This is a genomic window from Providencia sp. PROV150 (assembly GCF_028481025.1).
GTDB classification, from domain to species: Bacteria; Pseudomonadota; Gammaproteobacteria; order Enterobacterales; family Enterobacteriaceae; genus Providencia; species Providencia hangzhouensis.
This window is the reverse complement of the sequence record NZ_JAMPPJ010000005.1, coordinates 80,209-102,163: the sequence shown is the minus strand read 5'-3', so window position 1 is coordinate 102,163 and position 21,955 is coordinate 80,209. Positions and strand designations below refer to the sequence as shown.

The 21,955-nt window shown below is 40.3% G+C and carries 19 protein-coding genes and 1 pseudogene; 5 read left to right on the top strand and 15 right to left on the bottom strand.

Features of this window, described 5'->3' with window-relative positions; genetic code table 11:
• The first annotated feature begins 100 nt into the window (after positions 1-100).
• Positions 101-403, top strand: a complete 303-nt coding sequence (gene hdeA / locus PSE83_RS05550; RefSeq protein ID WP_004261494.1) for an acid-activated periplasmic chaperone HdeA — start codon at positions 101-103, stop codon at positions 401-403.
• A 195-nt stretch (positions 404-598) separates the two neighbouring features.
• Here hdeA and PSE83_RS05545 read toward each other — a convergent pair whose 3' ends face one another.
• The 5 genes and pseudogenes from PSE83_RS05545 to PSE83_RS05520 form a co-directional block, all read right to left on the bottom strand.
• A complete protein-coding gene (locus PSE83_RS05545) occupies positions 599-958 on the bottom strand; it encodes a hypothetical protein (protein ID WP_004261497.1) in 360 nt (119 codons plus the stop codon).
• Positions 959-1,325: 367 nt separating this feature from the next.
• Positions 1,326-1,877, bottom strand: coding sequence for a YagU family protein (locus PSE83_RS05540; protein WP_004261499.1), 552 nt, complete (start codon positions 1,875-1,877; stop codon positions 1,326-1,328).
• 98 nt (positions 1,878-1,975) lie between these two features.
• Positions 1,976-2,778: pseudogene (locus tag PSE83_RS20410) on the bottom strand (antitermination protein Q).
• Between the two features lie 9 nt (positions 2,779-2,787).
• Complete coding sequence (locus PSE83_RS05525) at positions 2,788-3,072, bottom strand: hypothetical protein (RefSeq protein WP_228367525.1); 285 nt, start codon at positions 3,070-3,072, stop codon at positions 2,788-2,790.
• 433 nt (positions 3,073-3,505) lie between these two features.
• On the bottom strand, positions 3,506-4,645 hold the full coding sequence (locus tag PSE83_RS05520; protein ID WP_272660708.1) for a glycerate kinase: 1,140 nt from the start codon (positions 4,643-4,645) through the stop codon (positions 3,506-3,508).
• Positions 4,646-5,408: 763 nt separating this feature from the next.
• Between PSE83_RS05520 and PSE83_RS05515 the strand changes: the two genes are divergently transcribed.
• The 3 genes from PSE83_RS05515 to PSE83_RS05505 all read left to right on the top strand — a co-directional run bounded on the left by PSE83_RS05515 (position 5,409) and on the right by PSE83_RS05505 (position 9,730).
• On the top strand, positions 5,409-6,899 hold the full coding sequence (locus PSE83_RS05515; RefSeq protein ID WP_004261518.1) for an allantoin transporter: 1,491 nt from the start codon (positions 5,409-5,411) through the stop codon (positions 6,897-6,899).
• Positions 6,900-6,999: 100 nt separating this feature from the next.
• A complete protein-coding gene (gene allB / locus PSE83_RS05510) occupies positions 7,000-8,364 on the top strand; it encodes an allantoinase AllB (protein WP_272660707.1) in 1,365 nt (454 codons plus the stop codon).
• Between the two features lie 70 nt (positions 8,365-8,434).
• On the top strand, positions 8,435-9,730 hold the full coding sequence (locus PSE83_RS05505) for a uracil/xanthine transporter (RefSeq protein ID WP_094962125.1): 1,296 nt from the start codon (positions 8,435-8,437) through the stop codon (positions 9,728-9,730).
• 191 nt (positions 9,731-9,921) lie between these two features.
• Here the strand turns inward: PSE83_RS05505 and glxR are convergent, their stop codons facing one another.
• The 5 genes from glxR to PSE83_RS05480 all read right to left on the bottom strand — a co-directional run bounded on the left by glxR (position 9,922) and on the right by PSE83_RS05480 (position 14,934).
• Positions 9,922-10,803 carry a 2-hydroxy-3-oxopropionate reductase gene (gene glxR, locus PSE83_RS05500; RefSeq protein WP_094962124.1) on the bottom strand — a complete coding sequence of 294 codons (882 nt, stop codon included), beginning with the start codon at positions 10,801-10,803 and terminating at the stop codon, positions 9,922-9,924.
• Positions 10,804-10,816: 13 nt separating this feature from the next.
• Positions 10,817-11,593, bottom strand: a complete 777-nt coding sequence (gene hyi / locus PSE83_RS05495) for a hydroxypyruvate isomerase (protein WP_004261532.1) — start codon at positions 11,591-11,593, stop codon at positions 10,817-10,819.
• 12 nt (positions 11,594-11,605) lie between these two features.
• A complete protein-coding gene (gcl, locus tag PSE83_RS05490) occupies positions 11,606-13,387 on the bottom strand; it encodes a glyoxylate carboligase (RefSeq protein ID WP_004261535.1) in 1,782 nt (593 codons plus the stop codon).
• A 177-nt stretch (positions 13,388-13,564) separates the two neighbouring features.
• Complete coding sequence (locus tag PSE83_RS05485) at positions 13,565-14,374, bottom strand: IclR family transcriptional regulator domain-containing protein (RefSeq protein ID WP_094962123.1); 810 nt, start codon at positions 14,372-14,374, stop codon at positions 13,565-13,567.
• Between the two features lie 74 nt (positions 14,375-14,448).
• The gene (locus tag PSE83_RS05480; RefSeq protein ID WP_004261541.1) at positions 14,449-14,934 is read right to left on the bottom strand and encodes an ureidoglycolate lyase; all 486 of its coding nucleotides are present in this window, start codon (positions 14,932-14,934) and stop codon (positions 14,449-14,451) included.
• A gap of 324 nt (positions 14,935-15,258) precedes the next feature.
• Between PSE83_RS05480 and allS the strand changes: the two genes are divergently transcribed.
• Positions 15,259-16,185, top strand: coding sequence for an HTH-type transcriptional activator AllS (gene allS, locus PSE83_RS05475; protein ID WP_004261545.1), 927 nt, complete (start codon positions 15,259-15,261; stop codon positions 16,183-16,185).
• Positions 16,186-16,196: 11 nt separating this feature from the next.
• Here the strand turns inward: allS and PSE83_RS05470 are convergent, their stop codons facing one another.
• The 5 genes from PSE83_RS05470 to fdrA are packed head-to-tail and all read right to left on the bottom strand — an operon-like array spanning position 16,197 to position 21,786.
• Positions 16,197-17,033, bottom strand: coding sequence for an aldo/keto reductase (locus PSE83_RS05470; RefSeq protein ID WP_004261547.1), 837 nt, complete (start codon positions 17,031-17,033; stop codon positions 16,197-16,199).
• Positions 17,034-17,066: 33 nt separating this feature from the next.
• A complete protein-coding gene (locus PSE83_RS05465) occupies positions 17,067-17,969 on the bottom strand; it encodes a carbamate kinase (RefSeq protein WP_272660706.1) in 903 nt (300 codons plus the stop codon).
• 25 nt (positions 17,970-17,994) lie between these two features.
• Entirely contained in the window at positions 17,995-18,807 is an 813-nt protein-coding gene (locus tag PSE83_RS05460; RefSeq protein ID WP_104872850.1) for a DUF2877 domain-containing protein, read from the bottom strand.
• Positions 18,808-18,839: 32 nt separating this feature from the next.
• The gene (locus PSE83_RS05455; protein WP_094962122.1) at positions 18,840-20,105 is read right to left on the bottom strand and encodes a DUF1116 domain-containing protein; all 1,266 of its coding nucleotides are present in this window, start codon (positions 20,103-20,105) and stop codon (positions 18,840-18,842) included.
• 10 nt (positions 20,106-20,115) lie between these two features.
• Positions 20,116-21,786 (bottom strand): acyl-CoA synthetase FdrA, encoded by a 1,671-nt coding sequence (gene fdrA / locus PSE83_RS05450; protein ID WP_036958432.1) that lies wholly within the window; start codon positions 21,784-21,786, stop codon positions 20,116-20,118.
• Between the last annotated feature and the right edge of the window lie 169 nt (positions 21,787-21,955).

Here is a 21,955-nt window from a genome sequence, read left to right as displayed (position 1 = left end):
AAAAACAACATTCAAATAATGATTATTTTGCTTTTTAAAATAATAAGTTATATTAAAATAAGCATTAGGCAAGTCTCACTAAAAACAATGAGGATATTTTATGAAAAAAATATTATTTGCTAGCATCATTGCAACATCGTTAATGACCACTTCAGCTTTCGCCGCAACAGATGCAAAACCTGTATCTCAATGGACATGCGAAGATTTCTTAGCAATCGATGATGCATTTTATCCAACAGCAATTGGTGCTGCTGAGATTATTACCCAGAAAGGTAAGGTAGAAGACCCTACTTTAGATATTAGTGGTATTGCAACATCCACTCCGTTAATTGTTGAAGCATGCGAAAAAGCTCCCAAAGAATCATTTATTCAAAAAGTCGAAGCTCATTTGAAAAAAATGTAATCTAAAGACCCCACCCCTCTGGTGGGGTTTTCTTTTATTGTGCATAACTACACATGTAACTATGAACAATCGTAACAGCAAGTCTTATGTTTGTTTTAGGTATAAAACCTGACATTACTGACGGGTCTATAACACGTGTAATATGATATATTTATACTTCGGGATGCTATTCTTTTCAAGACTCACCGATCTGCATTAGTTCAATTTGTATCCATACTCTTCACATTGTTCAATAACACTGCGATACTTATATTCATTATCACCAACCAGAACAACTCTACGTAAGTCAATGTTACCTACAGGCTCAGGCATTGATGTGATGAAAGGGATTGTTTCTTTATTGGATTTAGCGACTAAACCGCAATATGCATCATACGGATTAGCAATCATTTTACCGAGTTTGAACTTTGCAGATATTGGTAATTTAAGGTGGTTTTTTATTAGGCTAACTACCTTTGCTTCTTCTTCCTTATTTAGACCTCTCTCTGCTGCTAAAGCACTGCTTGATACAGCCATAATTGAGATGGCTAGTACTACTGAGAATAATTTACTCATTTAATTACCCCCTCATTAAATATGAACATCAGATATCTATTTAATTTAGATAGATAATATTATTAAAGATTAAATAATGAGGCAATAAAAAACCCCGCTTAATGAATCATCCAACTTTATGGGGTCAGATCACATCGCAAGGTTTCATTCTATAAGTTAGGTGACAACGTATTCACTCTTATCACAATAACATCGAATTTACGTAGCGCATTAGTACTTTTTATGAATATATTGGATGTAAAAAAGCCCGCGATTGCAGGCCTCGAATTGGTTTTATGCGACTAGTTATAGAATGTCCATTTTCGGAAAAAAATAAGCCAGTTCCGGACAAAATGCAACACTCTATACCAGTGAGTGCAAGTATTTTTTATCGTACAGTCCAGCTACCACGTATAGGGCGAGCAAAAGATGCTAAAACTGCAATGAGACATATTTCTATAGATACAGCCCAATAAATATGTCCTAAAATCTCGCTAACTAATTCATAACCATTTAAATTCCAGAGCCAACCAACTTTACCCTCATTATATGAGGGATGACGAAATCCAAATAATGGGATCATTATTCCATGAGCAAATATTGTGATCAAAACACCATATAATACACCATAAAACATTCGAATTTTAGGCAGATAAGCTGATATAAAGACGTATACAAAAGCGAACGCAAAACTAAATAACCAATGGTATAAGGTTACAGCACCACCGACCAATGATCCCTGATAAAAATAATCAAGAGAATGAGAATTGATGCCTAACCAACTAAACCACGCATCAATATTCGCTGCTGGTGGTGATATTTCTCCTGCAACTCTCGGGGGCATATTCACTTCAGAGCCCCATTTAACTAATGAGCTAATGAAGCCACCAATAATAGTTCCCCAAACAACTATCTTTAAATTTATCTTATTACTCCACATAAATACCACCTCATGTAAATTTACAAGTTTTTATTTTTGCACCAAATAACATTAAATTTACAGTTTTAAAATAATTTGAATTTAATTAATTACTAAAACTATTTAATTGTTCGACTAAATGCTTGTTCTGCCATACTTTCCTCAACAAAACACTTACTTATCAATATTTCATAGAACGGCTTCCAATTTCTACGCCATGTTCTTTCATTAAGGTCAGGTACTAAATGTCTTATTGCTTTAAATGCTACAGATGACGGTACACGATTGAAGCCACGCCCAGCACAACGAGAACAATCTTTATAAACTGGTGTCACTTGTAATTCACTCTGAACTTCATCTAAGACCTTGCCCTCCCTTTACAACGACAACGGTTTATTAATTGGCTCTTACTATTACATGACTCACAAATCACTTTTTTAGTTTCCACAACATCGCGCTCTGTATTGGTATATCGCTTGGGCTGGCTCTTGGAAAATGACGGAAAAATAGCTTCCCTCGTTGAATACTTTGTTGTAGTAATTTTTTTATCAAGCATTCATTTCCCACTACATGCTGAACACTGGCAAACCGAACCTGCTGATCGAGCGTAATCCTCAAAAGTCATTTTAGACAGAACAATTAAACAGTAGCCCAATTTATTGCCAGCAGCTTTGCGAACTAATTTAGGCGCTATTTTTAGCGCATATTGAGTCAAGCCCTCCACGGTAGAAAATTTATCCTCTTCACTGACATCATTTTTAGCCAGAAAGGCTGTCATCCCAAACTTAGCTCGTGATTCGGTCATCCCGATCGCAGCCATAATATCAGTACCCGTTAAACGGTCTGGTGACGTACAACTGGCTGAGTCACTAAATGTGGGTGACTTAGGATGGAAGTTCTTTAGTGCATTTACTAATTTCATGCTGCCCGCCTATAAATCATCCCACTGAGTACGTAATGTTTTCGGACATTGAACGTTCTTTTTCCAGAATGCATCTTGGCTAACACGTTTATAGAATTGGCAAATCTCCTTGTGAGTGCGCCCGTCTTGGTTAACCATCAAGCGAACATCGTTAGCCCACTCTGTGAAATTTGGCTCTTTCGGCTCTTGCAGTCCAAGCTCTTTGAATACTTCACACTTGCGGCTAAACAGCCATTCAGCGCACTTAAGGTCATCCGCAGATCCCCATTTCTGTAAGTTAGTCCTGTAAATCACTACCTCTGGGTAACGATTTAAAAAATCAATTTTTGACTAATCGCTGGATTCGTTAGAATTCTGCGATGAAGGATTAGTTACTGATGGATCTTGTTTTGAAGTTACTGACGGATCACCCCCAGATTCTGACGGGTCAGGTTTTGAGGGAACAGATTTTGACGGGTCAAAATCTGCTAGTTGAGGAAATGCAATACGTGCCGCTGAAGCCAGCTTCTCAACATTCAGTTGATAGATATTACTGGCATTACGGTTGCCTTTACGACGCTTCTCTATAGATAACCAAATGCGGATTGGTATTAACCCTATCCACTTTCTAACTACCCTGAATCAAAACAGGTTTTCACAACACTAAAACGGATTTTATCTATTTTATACTAAATGTTATTAATTTTATCGAACACTCAACATCCAAAAAAAATAAAAATAAAATTAATTACAATAACTTACCTAACTGTAAAACTTTTGCAATATTATATGCCGCTTGTTGCACGTTCTCCGCCCCCTGCTTTAATGCCTCATCTAACGGGCTTAATCTTGGCAAAATACTGAAAAAAGCATCGATACCTTCTTGGTGTAGTGCTTCAACGCCTTTACCTAATACACCACTTAATGCAATAACAGGGACATTGTGTTTGGCCGCAACCTTGGCTATTCCTAAAGGCGCTTTCCCCCCTGCCGTTTGCCCATCCATGCTACCTTCCCCCACAATAACCAAATCGGTATCAAAGATTTCTTGCTCTAACTTCACTGCATCAATAACGATATCAATGCCGGGTTTAAGCTTAGCATTCATAAATGCAGCGGCAGCAACAGATATCCCACCAGCAGCACCTCCGCCAGATAAATGCCTAAAATCATTCCCTTTAATTTGTTGGATAAGCTCAGCAAAACGATTTAAACCTTTTTCCAATTCCAATACCATTGAAGCCGTTGCCCCTTTTTGTGGCCCGAATATCATCGCAGCACCCCGCTCTCCAACCAGAGGATTATCTACATCACAAGCCACTTCGATCATACAGTGTTGCAATTGAGGAGACAGACTTGACGTATCAATCGTTGCGATATGATTTAAAACTTCACCGCCCAAACCAAGTTTATTTTGTTGATTATCATAAAAAACAACACCTAGGGCTTGAAGCATACCGACACCACCATCAACGGTTGCGCTACCGCCAATCCCTAAGATGATTTTTTTCACCCCTTTTTCAAGCGCATCTTGAATTAGCTGACCTGTTCCGTAACTCGTCGTCAGCATTGGATTACGCTGCTCTGGACTAACTAGCATTAATCCGCTGGCCTGAGCCATTTCAATAACAGCGGTTTCGCCATTGTGTAATAAACCATAGTAAGCACTTACCATATCCCCTAATGGGCCTTTAACCTCAAGTGATACTCGCTCACCACCTGCGGCTGCAATCAATGCATCAACAGTTCCTTCACCACCATCAGCAATCGGTAAACAAAGGTATTGGGCATCAGGGAATACACTTTTAAATCCTTTAGTTATGGCATTTGCGGCACATTCTGCACTCATGCTTTCCTTGAAAGAATCAGGGGCTATGATAATTTTCATATATGGCTACCTATAGAGCGGTTAAGTAATCAGTTAAATAATATTGTTAATTTCGAAAAATATTATCGGTTATCAAAATACACATTCATTTTTACAAATGCGCGCATATTACTGATAAATAGATTAGCTTATTAAATTGAGAGAATTATATTCAGCACCACTTTCTAAAAAACGTTTTAGCACTGAGTATAGCCATTAACTTCTATTCGTCATTGTATCAAAAAAAAATAATTGATAAAGATTTAATTGGAAAAATTTTCCAATTATTTTTTCATAAAAAAATCAATAAGCTGCATTTAAATCAAAAATAATAAAGCATTAAAACAAACTTAAAATGAATCAAACTTCATTAAAATCAAGAAGAAATAGAGTAAATTAACTTAAATTGAACAAAACATCTCAAAAAAAATACAAAAAAAGAAATAATAAAAAACTAAATATTTTATAACGCATTGTTTATTATGTTATTTTGTCAAAAAAAGCGCTCCAGATCTATTTTTTGGAAAAATTTTTTAAATTTATATTGCATCCATCAGTTAACGGTGGCTATATTGAGTTCAAGAATTAATTCCTGGGTAGTCAATATAATTAATTAAACTGACGCTAATAACTATATATAAACCATTAGTTATTAAGTTGATGTATATATAAAAAATAATATTATTTAAAAAATTAAAACAATAACTTTATTACTTTATTAAAAATTCGATTAGTTAAATCTCTCGCTTTCAAATTTAAATTATATGCGTGGAAGGACTCATATATGAACTATTCAGAAGAAAAAGAGATTTATCGTGAACGTGGTTATACAAATGATTTATTACCTAAAACACCGGAGCAACGAACATGGAAAACATTTAACTACTTTACGCTATGGATGGGTTCCGTACACAATGTCCCAAATTATCTAATGGTTGGCGGTTTTTTTATTCTAGGCCTTTCTACTTTGAACATTATGTTTGCCATCGCACTAAGCGCAATATGCATCGCTTTCGTTATGGTAATGAATGGTGCGGCGGGGTCTAAATATGGTATCCCATTCCCGATGCTACTTCGGGCATCTTATGGAATTAAAGGCTCACTCTTTCCTGGCGTATTAAGAGGCTGTATTGCTGCTATTATGTGGTTTGGCTTACAATGCTTTACTGGTTCATTAGCGCTATTAATATTAATCGGGAAAATTTGGCCTGAATTTTTAAATATAGGCAATGGTGAAACCTATATGGGGGTTACCATTCCAGCCTTTATTGTTTTCATCATTTTCTGGGCAATGAATGTTGCCATAGGACTAGGTGGAGGCAAGGTATTAAATAAACTTACTGCCATTCTTAACCCCTGTATTTATATTTTGTTTGGTGGTATGGCAATTTGGTCAGTTTCTTTAGTGGGCATTCAACCTATTTTGGATTATATCCCAAATGGTATTAGTGAAACGCCAAGTAAAGTATTCTTTTTCTTTATCGTTATTAATAGTGTTGTCGCTGTCTGGGCAGCTCCTGCGGTAAATGCTTCTGATTTCACTCAATATTCGACTAGTTTTAAACAACAAGCCATTGGACAAACCGCTGGCCTGTTAGTGGCTTACTTGCTCTTTGCCATTAGTAGCGTATGTATTTTAGCCGGCGCCAGTATTCACTACGGCGTTGATACATGGAACGTACTTGATATTGTTCAAAAATGGGATAGTTTATATGCCTCACTCTTTGCGGTAGTCGTTATTCTGATGGCGACAATTTCCACCAACGCTGCTGGTAATATTATTCCTGCAGGATACCAAATTGCTGCACTGTACCCATCCAAACTCACTTATCGTCACGGCGTTATTATTGCCAGCGTTATCAGCGTATTAATCATGCCTTGGAAACTAATTGAGAATCAGGACAGTATTTATACTTTCTTGGATATTATTGGCGGTATTTTAGGTCCAGTTATTGGTGTCATGCTATCGCATTATTTCATCGTAATGCGTACAAATATTAATTTAGATGTCTTATATACCCGTGCAGGCGATTATAAATTCTATGAGCACGGATTTAATATTACCGCTTTCGTTGTCACTGTTATTGCAGTTATTTTCTCCCTTGGTGGAAAATTCATCCCTGTATTAGAGCCTATATCACGAGTGTCTTGGTTTGCTGGCGTCATATTGGCCTTTGTTCTCTACTCTTTATTCAAAAAAGACACCACTAAGGTGGTTGAAAATAAAGTAAAAGCTACGAATGATTCAGATATCGGCATAAAAAACCCAATGTAATCTGAATTAAATACCCTATTCAGCCCGTTTTAATATATTGAAAACACGCTGAACAGTAATGTTAATAAATGAAATTATAATCTTATCTAAGGAATACCCTATGTCATACGATTTAATCATTAAAAACGGTACTGTCATTCTTGAAAACGAAGCAATTAAAACAGATGTCGCGGTAAAAAATGGCAAAATTGCCGCTATTGGCTCTGGTTTATCTGGTGCAAAAGAAGAAATAAACGCCGAAGGCCTAGTCGTTTCACCAGGTATGGTTGACTCTCATGCCCACATTTCGGAACCAGGAAGAACACATTGGGAAGGCTATGAAACAGGGACGCGTTCAGCAGCAAAAGGTGGCATCACAACTATCATCGAAATGCCATTAAATCAGCTACCTGCAACCGTTGACCGTGAAAGTATTCAAATAAAATTCGACGCTGCCGCAGGTAAACTGTCAGTAGATGCAGCCCAATTTGGCGGTTTAGTCTCTTATAATCTCGAGAGACTGCACGAGCTAGATGAAGTGGGTGTTGTTGGCTTCAAATGCTTTGTTGCCACCTGTGGTGACAAAACTATTGATAATGACTTCCGTGATGTTGATGACTTTCAGTTTTTACGTGGTGCAGAAATTATCAGTAAATTTAACGACTCTCGTGTATTAGTTCACTGTGAAAATGCATCAATCTGTGATGAATTAGGTCGAGAAGCTGAAGCTCAAGGACGCATAACTGCTCACGACTATGTAGCCTCGCGCCCTGTATATACTGAAATTGAGGCAATTCGCCGCGTGCTATATCTGGCAAAAGTGGCTAATTGCCCAATACATATTTGCCATATCAGTAGCCCTGAAGGCGTTGCTGAAGTGACTAAGGCACGTAATGAAGGACAGGATGTTACCTCAGAATCTTGCCCTCACTATTTTGCCTTAACAACTAATCAGTTTGAAAAAATTGGTAATTTAGCAAAATGCTCACCACCGATTCGTGATGAAGCGAACCAAGAAGGCATGTGGGAAAAACTGTTTAATGGTGAAATCGACTGTTTAGGTTCTGACCACTCACCATGCCCACCAGATATGAAAGCGGGTCATGTATTCAAAGCTTGGGGTGGAATTGCAGGGATGCAAAGCTGTGTTGACTTGATGTTTGATGAAGCAGTGCAAAAACGTGGAATGGAACTCCCATTATTTGCCAAATTAATGGCAACTAATGCAGCTAAGATCTTCGGCCTTAAGCATAAAGGCTCCATTACCGTTGGTAAAGATGCAGATTTCGTGTTCATCAAGCCAAACTCACCTTATGAATTAAAAGCTCAAGATTTAGAGTATCGCCATAAAGTCAGCCCTTATGTAGGGCGCAAAATAGGTGCACAAGTTGCACGCACTATTTTACGCGGAGAAACTATCTACGATATTAATACTGGTGTTCGTGAAACGCCTATCGGGCAATTTATTTTAAAACACCAACAGTAATATGATGTAAATAATACAGCACACTCTTTACTGGGTGTGCTGTATTGTTATTTATAACAGGATGTAATTTATGTTTAGTTTGAACAAAGATAATATGTTATCAGGCTTGCAATGGTTCTTTTTTATTTTCTGTAATACAGTCGTTATACCTCCTACATTACAATCTGCATTTCATCTGAGCAATGCCGCCACTTACACAATTACCCAGTATGCTTTTTTAGCCACATCACTGGCTTGCTTAATTCAAGCTATTTTCGGACACAAGCGCTCTATCATGGAAGGTCCTGCGGGGCTGTGGTGGGGAACGATTTTATCTGTTGCATTTGCAGAGTCTGCTCAAGGAACACCATTAGAGGTTATTGGTGGTAGTTTTGCAGTGGGAATTGCCATTGCAGGGATCATCACTGTCATTATCGGTTTGAGTGGAGCAGGAAAGTATTTGGCTCTGCTATTTTCGCCTGGTGTGATGGCAGTATTCATGCTGTTACTCGGCGCTAACTTAATTACTATTTTTTTAAAAGGTATGTTGGGCTTACCTTTTAGTGCCACAACAGATATTGTCCATATTAATTTCAATACATTCTTGTTAGCTTTATTTATCATGGTATTGATCATTGGAATTATTGTCTTACTCCCTCGTCATATTAATAAATATGCTGTACTGATTGGCTCAATATTGGGTTGGTTATTATTTTCAGTTATCTTTCGAAGTGGCTCAACAGGCGTGAGTGGCATTGGCTGGCAGCTATTCCCTCTCGGAAAAATTGAAACTATCAATTATGGTATTGTCACAACCTGTGTTATTGCCTCACTACTAAATACGTCCAATACGTTTGGCGCGATTAAGGGAACAGATTTATTTCATCCAGATTCGCCAGCAACGCCAGCCATGTATCGTCGTAGTTTTATTAGTTCTGGTGCGCTCACTTTTGCCTGTTCACCACTAGGAATTGTGCCTTTCGCGCCATTTGTTTCTTCAATAGGGCTCATTACTCAAACCAACGATTTTAGTAAAAAGCCCTTTATTATTGGTAGTTTGTTATTCTTTGTTATTAGTTTCGTTCCCGTTTTGTCAGGGTTCTTTTCTACCTTTCCTTTAGTGATCAGTAGTACCGTGATGATGGTCACTTACTTACCTCTGCTTTGGTCTTCTTTGTTATTTATTCGTATTTTAGATTTAAACCCGCGCAATATTTATCGGCTTGCTTTGCCTATTTTTATTGGCATATTTTTGATGAGTGTTCCTCCAACTTACATGCAAGATATTCCATTGATAGTAAGGCCTATCATCACAAATGGGTTATTAATGGGAATTATTATTTCTATTATTCTTGAAAATATATTTAAGTGGGATGCTATAAAATAGAAAAGATAAATAAGTAAGATTTTATAGAGGTAATATGCATTAATTATATTACCTCTTTTTTATTCACTTAATGCTATGCAAAAAAAAAGCCCCAGATACATGGGGCAAATAAACGACTAGTTAAACTGCTTACTACTTACATTTACACTTAAAACATGAGGATCATTACATTCAAACAATTAGACTAAGTATTAGTCTCCTAATTTATGGTTAGCCATAATTTCAATTGCCTTGATTAAGGCTGAATGGTCATTATCTTGACCGCCATGTGCGGCACATAAATTGAAGAGTTCCTGACAGGTCGCGGTATTCGGTAAGCTCATCGATAATGCCTTCGCACCCTGTAAAGCAAGATTTAAGTCTTTTTGATGTAAAGAGATCCTAAATCCTGGGTCAAATATGCGTTTTACCATGCGCTCGCCATGAACTTCAAGGATACGCGAGGATGCAAATCCGCCCATTAATGCTTCACGAACGCGTGCAGGATTGGCCCCTGCTTTTGACGCAAAAACTAATGCTTCAGAAACAGCTTCAATGGTTAATGCAACGATAATTTGGTTGGCAACCTTACAGGTTTGCCCATCCCCATTTCCGCCCACCAAACTGATATTTTTACCCATTAATTCAAATAGCGGTTTTACCTTAGCAAAAGTCGAGTCTTCACCACCCACCATAATGCTTAATGTGCCTTGCTTAGCGCCAACTTCACCACCGGAAACCGGTGCATCTAAATACTGGCCACCTAATTCATTGACTTTTCTAGCGTATTCTTTGGTTTCAATCGGGGATATGGAGCTCATATCCACAATGATTTTGCCTTTCAACGCTGTAGATGCACAGCCGTTCTCACCAAATAGTACCTCCCCAACGTGAGGGGTATCTGGCACCATAACAAAGATAACATCAGCGTTTTCAGTCACTTCTTTAGCTGATGAAAATGTCTTTGCCCCTTCATCTGTAAGATAAGCCGGAATTTGCCCACGAGTATTTACAGCTAGCTCATGACCACCCTTTAATAAGTTAGCAGCCATTGGGCCACCCATAATTCCTAAACCGATAAAGCCTAATTTCATGATACTCTCCTAATTATAAATACGGTTTCATCCAGCCTAAACCCGCTTCTGTTGTTGTCGCAGGCTTATATTCGCAACCGATCCAGCCTGTGAAGCCCATCTGTTCTAGCTGTTTAAATAAATAGGTATAATTAATCTCACCCGTTCCTGGCTCATGACGGCCAGGGTTATCTGCGAGTTGAATGTGGCAAATATGCTTTAATAAACGTTTCATTGTCTCAGTTAGCTCACCTTCCATTCGCTGCATATGGTAAATGTCATATTGGAAGTAAATATTGGCATGACCGACACGCTTAATTACATCTTCGACCTGAGCTGATTTATTCAAATAGAAACCTGGAATATCGTATGTATTCACAGCTTCTACCAGTAAACGTATATTCTCTTTTTCTAACTGCTCAGCCGCATAACGAAGATTTGCTACGAGGGTTTCCATCGTTTTTTCTTCACTAAGAGATGAGTCTTTACGCCCCACTAAGCAGTTAATTTGTTTACAATTCAAGACGTTTGCATATTCAATTGCTTTTTTGACGCCTTCTTGAAACTCTTTTTGCCTTTCAGGCAAACAAGCAATGCCTCTTTCGCCACCATTCCAATCACCCGCTGGAAGGTTAAAAAGAACTTGAGTCAGTTTATTTTCATCTAACTCTTGCTTGATAGACTGTGCTGGAAAATCATAAGGAAACATATATTCTACGGCTTTGAAGCCATTTTTAGCCGCCAATTTAAAGCGCTGCATAAACTCTGCTTCAGTAAATAACATGGATAAGTTAGCTGCAAACTTGGTCATTTTCTCGCATCCTTATTTATATTGATAAAATGCGGTCGCGGTTGGCGCATCGGCTTCAGAAGTTGCTATCTCTTCGAATTCAGTCACATTATCCAACTCGGTTCCCATGGAGATATTTGTGACGCGCTCTAGAATGATTTCCACAACAACAGGCACACTGAATTCTTTCATGAGTTTTTCAGCTTGTTTGAATGCTGGCGCAATATCTTCTGGTTTAAAGACACGAATAGCTTTACAACCTAAGCCTTCAACCACTTTGACGTGATCAACACCGTATTCACCAATGGCATCATTATTGATATTTTCAAAGGAAAGCTGGACGCAATAATCCATATCAAAGCCACGTTGTGATTGACGGATCAGACCTAAGTAAGCGTTGTTCACTAATACATGGATATATGGCAATTTGAACTGAGCCCCGACCGCCAATTCTTCAATCATAAATTGGAAGTCATAATCCCCTGATACGGCAACGACCTTACGTTTAGGATCAGCGGCACATACCCCTAATGCAGCAGGTAAAGTCCAACCTAATGGGCCCGCTTGACCGCAGTTGATCCAGTGACGCGGTTTAAAGATATGCAACATTTGAGCGGCTGCAATTTGCGATAAACCAATGGTTGTGACATAGCAAACATCGCGGCCAAATGTTTTGTTCATTTCCTCATAAACACGCTGTGGCTTCACAGGTACATTGTCAAAATGCGTTTTACGTAACAGAGTACGTTTACGCGCTTGGCACTCATCTACCCATTTGCTGTAATCAGGTAAAGCACCCGCTTGTTTACGTGCTTTTGCTCGCTCAACCAAGAGCGCTAACGCCGCTTTAGCATCGGAGACAATCCCTAAATCAGGGCAGAAAATACGGCCAATTTGTGTAGGCTCGATATCAATATGTACTGTTTTACGGTCACCAACATATTTTTCTACAGAACCAGTGTGTCGGTTCGCCCAGCGGTTACCGACGCCTAATAAGAAATCAGATTCTAATAAAGTGGCATTTCCATAACGGTGAGCCGTTTGTAAGCCCACCATACCTGCCATTAATTTGTGGTCATCAGGGATAGTTCCCCAACCCATTAAAGTTGGAATGACTGGCACGTTACAGATTTCAGCTAACTCTTGCAGCTTGTCTGCCGCGTCCGCGTTAATAACGCCACCACCGGAGATAATCAGTGGCTTTTTCGACGCGAATAACATATCCAGTGTTTTATCAACCTGAGCAACTGTTGCCGCTGGCTTGTAAGCAGGTAATGGTTCATAAGTCTCTGGGTCAAACTCAATTTCAGCGACTTGCACATCAAAAGGTAGGTCAATTAATACGGGTCCAGGACGACCAGAACGCATTAAATGAAAAGCTTGCTGCAATACTCGAGGAACCAATGCGGGCTCTAACACCGTTGTAGCCATTTTGGTGACCGGTTTTGCGATAGACTCGATATCGACTGCTTGGAAATCTTCTTTATGCAATTTAGCTCTTGGTGCTTGGCCTGTAATGCACAAAATAGGAATTGAATCAGCAGAGGCGGAATATAATGCTGTGATCATATCCGTTCCCGCAGGACCTGATGTACCAAGACACATTCCAATGTTACCCGGATTTGCTCTCGTGTATCCCTCAGCCATATGAGAAGCACCTTCTACGTGACGAGCAAGATAGTGTTTGATCCCACCATGCTTACGCATCGCACTATAGAATGGGTTTATTGCGGCTCCAGGAACACCGAATGCGGTTGTGATCCCTTCTTTTTCCAGTACATACATTGCAGCATCAACTGCGCGCATCTTAGCCATAACAACTCCTATTTGGAAAATTTTTCCAACTTTATTTTTTGTCTAAAAAAACCGTTTTAAAAACGGATTATCTATGTATTCTGTACTCGTTGGTTGGTCAGCTCATTGATCACCTGCTAACCACCTGTTAAATAGCCTCTTTTTAGCGGATGATTAACACCCGCTGATCTCTGGTCTTTATGATTGGCGCTCACCTAATGCCGCGCTGATATCCGCAGCAACGTCACGAACCAGTTCCCCTAGCTCAGTAAAACGTTCTTCAGTTACCCTTGCACTAGGGCCCGAAATAGATATTGCTGCTATCACTGAATTATTACGATCAAATATAGGTGCCGCTAAACAATTAAGACCCAGAGCATGTTCTTCATTATCAATGACATAACCCAGTTCTTGATAATGCCCTAACGCCTTTCTCAACACATTAATGCTGGTGATAGTTTTAGGGGTGAATTCTTGTAAACCAGAGCGTGTGACAAGCTCTAACATTTCCTCTTCATCAAGTGGGAACAATAATGCCTTCCCAGCCCCTGATGCATGTAATGGTAAACGACTCCCCAACGGTGCACACATTCTCACTAACGCATGACATTCGCATTGGCGAATTAAAACAGCATCTAAATTATTACGAATAGCCAAGTTTGCCGTTTCCCCTGATAGCAACATTAGCCTGCGCATAAATGGCCCAGCAACTGATACGACGTCCCTATCATTCATATATGTGGCCCCAACTGTGAATGATTGCAGACCGATATGCCACCAGCCAAGCTGTGAGTCTTGAAAAATAAACTCTGATTGCTCAAGGACTTTCAGCAAGCGAAATGTCGTTGATAAAGGCAAACCTAACTGCTCAGATAAAACAGAGACTGATGAGCTACCACCTGAGTTAGCCAGAAATTGAAGAATATCTAACCCGCGCTCAAGTGCTTGCGCACCTTTTGGCGAACTTTTATCTGTCTGTGGTCTTCCTTTTGTGCGTGGTTCAGTCATTTATTTTTACCTTTTATGTTTGCTATCGGCAGAAAGGAATTATATTACCTAGCCCTTATTGCCCAATAGAGTAGTTAAGGAAAAACTATTTGACAAGGCTCAGGGAGATCCTTAACGACACAATTGTCAGCACCGCCTCTATCTACCGTTAAAAAATCCGTTTGTGATTGAAATGCATAAATCGGATGATGCCAAACATCACGGTGATAGTTTACACCCTGCTTACCATTGGTGATAAATGCTCGTAAGGTATCAACTGGGATATCATCCCCTGGCTCAGCAACCACCACAATGAAACGCTCACCATTCATTGGGATAAAAGCTTGGCTGGAAAGCGGATGCTTTTCTAAAAGCTTAACATTCATTGGCATATCAATAGGTTCTGAACGGCTAATACTCATCAGAACGGGACTTGCATCTGTAATCTCTGCCTTACCTAAAGCATGATAACGTTCTGTCGTACCATCATTGATATGAAAAAATTCAGATCCTTCAACTTGGATGACGTCTCCATAGGGGGCAAACGCTTCCGGTGTCAGATCAGATAGAACAAGTTCCATTATTTTCTCCTAACACACTAAAAATTTTAAGCCACTATTTTGTACAACCACCTACATGACAAAATCAGTTTATCAGGTTGTATTACATTTAACATCATTTTTTGGAAAATTTTTCCATAAAAAATCACAGGTCACAGTTTTTCATTTTATTTTATATATAATTCCTTAATATTCAGTAAGATAATAATTACTAACAATTCTCCAGAATTTATACTTATCACTTTCAATTATGATGAAGCCTACTTAATGGATGACGTGAAACAAAATGCAGATCTAAAAAATATTATAAATTGGTTTTTCCTTTGACTTTAGGGAGATACAAACATGTTAGATCAAGAAACGATGACAACCTTTATCACTGTTGCGCAGTGTCAGAGCTTTTCTCAAGCCGCAAAACAACTCTACAAAAGTACTGCAACTATCAGTTACCGGATCAAAATCTTAGAAGAATATGTTGGCGTCCAGCTTTTCACTCGAACGACACGAACCGTTAACCTAACATCTGCGGGGGAATATCTCCTTGAACATTGCCGCGAATGGCATAACTGGTTAAGTAATATGCCAAATCAGTTACGGCTGATTAATGAAGGTGTCGAGCAAGAAATTACGATTGCAATTAATAACTTACTCTATGAGCCAAATGCCGTCGCTGACCTACTCCAACACCTAACCGAGCGCTTTCCTTTCACCCGCCTTAATATCACTCGGCAAGTGTATATGGGGGTATGGGATGCCCTACTCAGTAACAAATGTGATATTGCAATCGGTGTCCCAGGTTCTGAATCATTGGACAGCGACATGAATACCTTGTTTTTAGGCAAAATCGATTGGGTCTTTGCAGTTGCCAATCAACACCCACTTGCCTCTATTGATGGTATTCTTAGCGATGAACAACTGCGTTGTTACCCGACTATCAATGTGGAAGATACCTCGCAAGTTTTATCCAAACGCACTGCATGGCTATTATCAGGCCAACGAGAAATCAAAGTGCCTGATATGAAAACCAAAGTACTCTGTCACCTAAAAGGAACGGGGATCGGCTTTTTACCTGCCTCTATTTGCAAACCCTATATTCAAAACCAACAACTGATTGAGAAATCAATAAAAAGGCCTAGAAGACCGTCCCCCTTATCCTTAGCTTGGAATAGCAATCAGCAAGGGGAAGTATTAAAAACGGTCGTGAAACTGTTCAAACTGCGCGATCCCATCATCCAAAGCTTGCTGAGCCCAATTGACCCAGCAACAAAATAACGTTGAATGAATTACAAAATATCCAGATATTGCTTATGTGTTGGCGGTGGAAAGCTTTCATCCAATAAAGCAATATCGTCGTTGTCTAATACTAACTGGCAAGCGTGCGCATTTTGCAACATATGCGCCCTGCTACCTGACTCAGGAATAGCAACGATCCCATCGCCACGGATCACCCACGCTAATGCAACCGTTGCTGGCACGACCTGATATTTTTGCGCAATCATCTTCAACGTTGGATGTCTAAGTAATTGATTGCCGCTGCCGAGTGGTGAATAAGCCATTAATGGCATTTTTTTATGCCGACACCAGTTAAGTAATGAATAATCAATACCGCGGCTACCAAGGTTATATAGCACCTGATTTGTCGCACAATAACGTCCACCCGCGAGGTGATCGTACATATCTTGCAGTTCATTGATATCAAAGTTAGATATTCCCCAATAACGAATTTTCCCAGCAGATTGCAGTTTTTCGAAACCATTAATAGTCTCTTCGAGAGGAATATCGCCAGCCCAATGCAGCAAGTAAAGATCAAGCCTATCCGTTTTTAACCGGCGTAAAGATGCCTCACAAGCATTAACTAATGCTTTACCTCCGGCATTGAAGGGATAAACTTTTGATACTAAAAACGTTTCATCGCGTCGTCCTGAAATTGCTTTACCAATTAACTGTTCAGAAGCCCCATTGCCATACATTTCAGCGCTATCAATTAATTTTAAGCCTACATCAAGGCCTGCTTGTATCGCTTCAATTTCTTCTTTTGCACTTTTCCGCTGCTGCCCCAAATTCCAACTACCCATGCCAATTGCGGGTAAAACATCATGACCAAATGAAACGTTTTTCATTAATACTTCCTTGATTATCAAAGCAATTAATCACTATGGTATAATTCTAGTGCCTGCCTCTCCTTTCAAGATAGCATCTATTTGCTTTAACGCACCAATATAAGCAGGTTTACCAGAACGCTGTACAAAACGGCTGACCGCCATCAATTTCGGTCCCATAGAACCATCATCAATTGCCATAGGGGCAACCTCTGCTACCGTTGCGCATCTAATCACGCTTTGCTCAGGAGTTCCCCAATTCCGATAGACGGCATCCGCATCGGTTAGAATAATTAGGTGGTCAGACTCAAGCACTTCTGCTAATAGTGCGGAGGATAAATCTTTATCGATAACCACCTCACTCCCACAAAATCCATTATCCTGCTGAATAACAGGAACACCACCGCCACCATTACAGATGACAATATGCTTTTGATCTAATAAGCATTTGATGGCATCAATTTCCAGAATGACTTTAGGTTGAGGAGATGGAACAACCCGACGATAATATTTGCCATCGGGTTTAATCGCCCAACCTAGCTCAGCTTCTAAGCTTTCTTTTTCCTGCTTGTCATACACAGGGCCAATGTATTTAGTGGGGTTTTGATAAGCAGGGTCATTGCTATCAACTTCAACACGAGTGAGCAGCGTTGCTACTGGCTGTTTAGGGTGCTTGCGTCCCAGTTCTTGCATCAGCATATATCCAATCATTCCCTGACTTTCGGCCACTAAAATATCCAAAGGATAAGCAGGAACATCGGTATAAGCTATATTTTGCAAGGCCAATAGCCCGACTTGAGGCCCATTGCCATGTACAATCACCACACGATATTTTTGTGCAAGTTGCCCCAAAGTACCCGCAATCGATGCGATAGCTTGGTATTGATTTTCAGCGGAAAGCACTTCTCCACGCTGCAGTAATGCATTGCCACCTAAGGCGATAACAATAGTTTCCATGTTTGTCCTTGTTTATTCGCGAACGTTAACCCATTTCATCCATACCCGCTAACCACACGCCTATTAACGTATCCGCACCAGAAAAATGGCCGACCTGAAGCAGCAAGCGAACCGCCTGTGATAATTTCATCGGCTGCACTAACGCAGTTGCTAATGTTTGTAGTGGAGTAGAAAAGATGCCCTGGGAAGCAAAACGTAAATAGTTCACACTGACCAGAGTCGTTAATGACCCTAAAGAAGGAGTATCTTGAAAAAAGTTTGGTAAGCTGTCGCTGTCAATCTCTGGATTAAGAAAGGTGACCAATAGCATACCTATTAAGATATCATCAAAGCTTGGTGTTAACCCCGGCCCTCTTCCAATTATCGACTGCCAATCAATACGTTCACCTTGAAGGTATCGTTGATAGTTTGCTTTTAATTCTTTTAGCTCTCGACATAATGGGCCGGTTGTCGCTTCACTCAAACTGCCGTGTAAACCACTTTTCGCTTTCGATTGCCTTAAGATATCCCATAGCGCTGTAAACGTTCCATCAGGGAGTTTTTGTGGCACCAACTTGAGCGATAAGTGTTCTTTTGGTGCAATGAGTTGCCAGTTAGGGCTGACCAATCGATCGTTTTTATACTCAACAAACTCATTCTCATCATTAAAAATAGCTTGAAAATCAGTATCAGAGACCATCCAGCCCATTGGGCTTAATCCTCGACCATAGCGATGTAATGTCAATAATTCACCTGAAGGAGTGACAAAATTAAGTGCATGATTAAAGCGTCCAACGCAATTCAATATTCCTGTTTCTTTAGGTAAGTGAGCGCTAACGGACAGTGCTTGCATGATCATTTTTAAACTCCTTCAGAGTGAAAATTATCGATTTATTCGCTGATACCCATTTTTTCAGCTAGCGCAACAATCGCTTTTTCAAAGCAAGCCAGTGGTGCTCTTACCGTACCCGCACCAATCTGACCAATCCCTGCTTCTTTATGTGCGATCCCTGTATTGATGAGCGGTGTTATACCCGTTTCTACGACTCTACGCGCATCCAGCCCAATACACGCGCCTTGGAAATCCCAAGTCGGAATTTGCAGCATCATGTTGTGTTCTAAGTAAATTTCAGTCATTTCCTCAGACACATCTAATGCGGCGCTCATACCACCACTTGCACCAACAAAACGTGTAACACCCGGTGCTGCTACCATCGCTGCACCGCCGATACCGAACGCCTCAGTGATTGCGCTGTCACCAATATCTGGGTTGGCATCAGCTTGGCTGTAACCTGAGAAAAAGAGACCTTCCGGTGTGTTAACTGGCGCAGTAAACCACTGATCACCCATACCGCTGATTTTCACACCAAAGTTTTTACCATTACGCGTTAATACGGTCACAATGGTGCCATGCTGAATTTCAGCGCCAGCATCCATCGCCGATTTGCAGTAAGCCATTGCAAGATTGAGGAAAAATTGGTCTGTGATACTTAAAAATTGCATCACTTGCTGAAGTTCAGTTTTATCGATATCCAGCGCACTCATGATTGGTGCCAGTTGTCTTAATAACAATGCTGAAGTGGCAATGTTGCGTTGGTGGAATTCATCACCCATGGTAATGCCTTGTGCCATCACCGCCGTTAAATCAATGCCATTTTCTAACGTTTGTAAGGTTTTTTTCAGAACAGGACCTAATGAATCACGCATCCAGCGATGACGTACTTGCACATCTTCACCATATGCCCCAAAACGCATGACTTTACCGATTCCTTCATTCATGTTGCAATATGCAACGTTGCCATGGGTCATATTCTTGACAACTAACATAGGCATGTTGGCGGAAGTAATTCCCCCCATTGGCCCCACTGCTTTTACACTGTGACAAGGAATAAATTCAATCTCGCCATTATTCAATAGGTTAAGTGCTTGATCTTCATTATCGGCCCATTTCTCGAATAAACACGCACCGATACAAGCACCACGCACTGGACCACTCATTTCTTCCCAAGTTACAGGTGGGCCCGCATGCAGTAATTTTTTGCCTTGTTGCAAAGTTGGGATGAGATCTTTTGCAGGTTCAACACTTTGCCAAAAAGGACGAGCGGCACGAATACGTTCAATTACTGCGGTATTTGCTTCTTCAATCGTTGAGTACATATCCAAACCCTTATTTCAATTTTTTCAGAATATTAGCTAATTTTTTATTCCCACCAGCGACTGGAGCCCACTGGTAGTGAACAACTGGAATATCATTGGCTTGTAAGTCATCCGCAAAGCTGCGTACGCCCGCGTTAATGACCGAAACGCTTTGCAGGATATCTTGTTCTTTTTGGGGGAATACAATCACAGGTGGAGAGATAATATTGCATGCCAGCGTCACCGCTTCAGGCAGTGAATTCATCACCGCAATACCGGCCTCTTCTAGATAAGCGATTTGTTCGGAGCGCACTTGAGGATCTTGCTCAGTCCCCGTCACGGTAGCGATAACCGCAATCGGTGAGCTACTTGGACGACTTTCTCTTAATGCTTTGATTTCTTTGGCTAGTGTTTGCGCGGAATCTATTTGAGCACCGTAACCAATAACCACATCCAGCAATAACACCCCAACATCATTTTTCTGAGCAAACGCAGCAATTTGCTGGTTGCGAGTAGAAGGGTCAATCATTGGGTGAGGCTTGCCTTGTGTATAAAAGTCATCACCTAAATCAATAATTCTGTGGCCGTCTTGATTAAGCATCATTCCCTGATCGTGAGCTGCGTCTGTTTGCAGTCCTAATTTTTCTGCCAATAACATTGCGCACTCAGCCGCGAGTGTCCCCCCAGCATATAGGCCTGAAATTTTCTTGCCCTTTGCTTGCGGTTGAAATGCTGCTGCTTTTTCAACACGGCCAAGCATGGCCGCAACACGTGCAGTTTCATCCAATGTTTCAGTAAAGTATAAATTTCCATCCTGTTTGATTTCGGGTTTTGTCCCGAGGAATAATGCGACAACTGGTTTTCCTTGAGCCTTAAGCTTATCAATCACTTTGCTACGGATTTCTTTGGCTGGAGGCTTAGAAACAAAGGCGATAACATCACTCTGCGGATCAGATGCGAGTAATTCAATGGCGGTCATGGCACTGACTCCACCAATTTCCGCCGTTAAATCACGACCACCTAATCCAATCGCATTGGTGATACCTTGTCCCGCAAGCGTAATTTGAGATATCAGCTCTTGAATACCAGTTCCCGATGCCCCAATAATGCCGATGTTTCCTTGTGGTGCTACGTTAGAAAACGCTAATGGTGCCCCGGCTAAGTAAGCCGTACCGCAGTCTGGTCCCATCACTATCAGACCACGTTCGCTTGCTTTCAGTTTTAATCTACGCTCATCCGCTTGCGACACATTATCGGAGAACATCATGACGTTACAGCCATCATCTAATGCTTGGTCAGCCAGCTCTGCGGCAAACTCCCCTGCAATAGAAACTAATACAACATTGGCATTTGGAAGCTTATTCTTGGCCATTCGCCAACTACGAACACGCTGGAGTTTTTTCCCCGTTTGCTGCTGTCCTTGAGCCAATGCTTTGAGTGATTCATCCAGCGCTTGTGCAATTTCATCAACAATAACGGTATCTGCAGATTCAGTTTTAATCGCAACACAGATATCATTCGGTGTTGCTTCATCAAAGGATGAATGCCAAAATCCGGTCGCATCAAGTAACGACTTATTTGCTGGTGTTCCCATCATGACGGAGATTTCTGAAACATTTGGAGATTCACTTAGTTTTCGAGATATCAGCATTAAGCTCACTGAATCTTGGAAGCTCCCTTTTTTTATGAAAGCATGGATCATAGTGACATCCTTTAAACAACTTTTATTAATTGAAGTTTTATTTACTCAATATATGAGATGAAAAAGTAAATAGGCATTTATTGAAAAATAAAATTACAAATAAACCTTACAAATAAGTTGAGAATGCTCACACTTTATATATTGTTAGAAATTCCTTTAAAATACACTG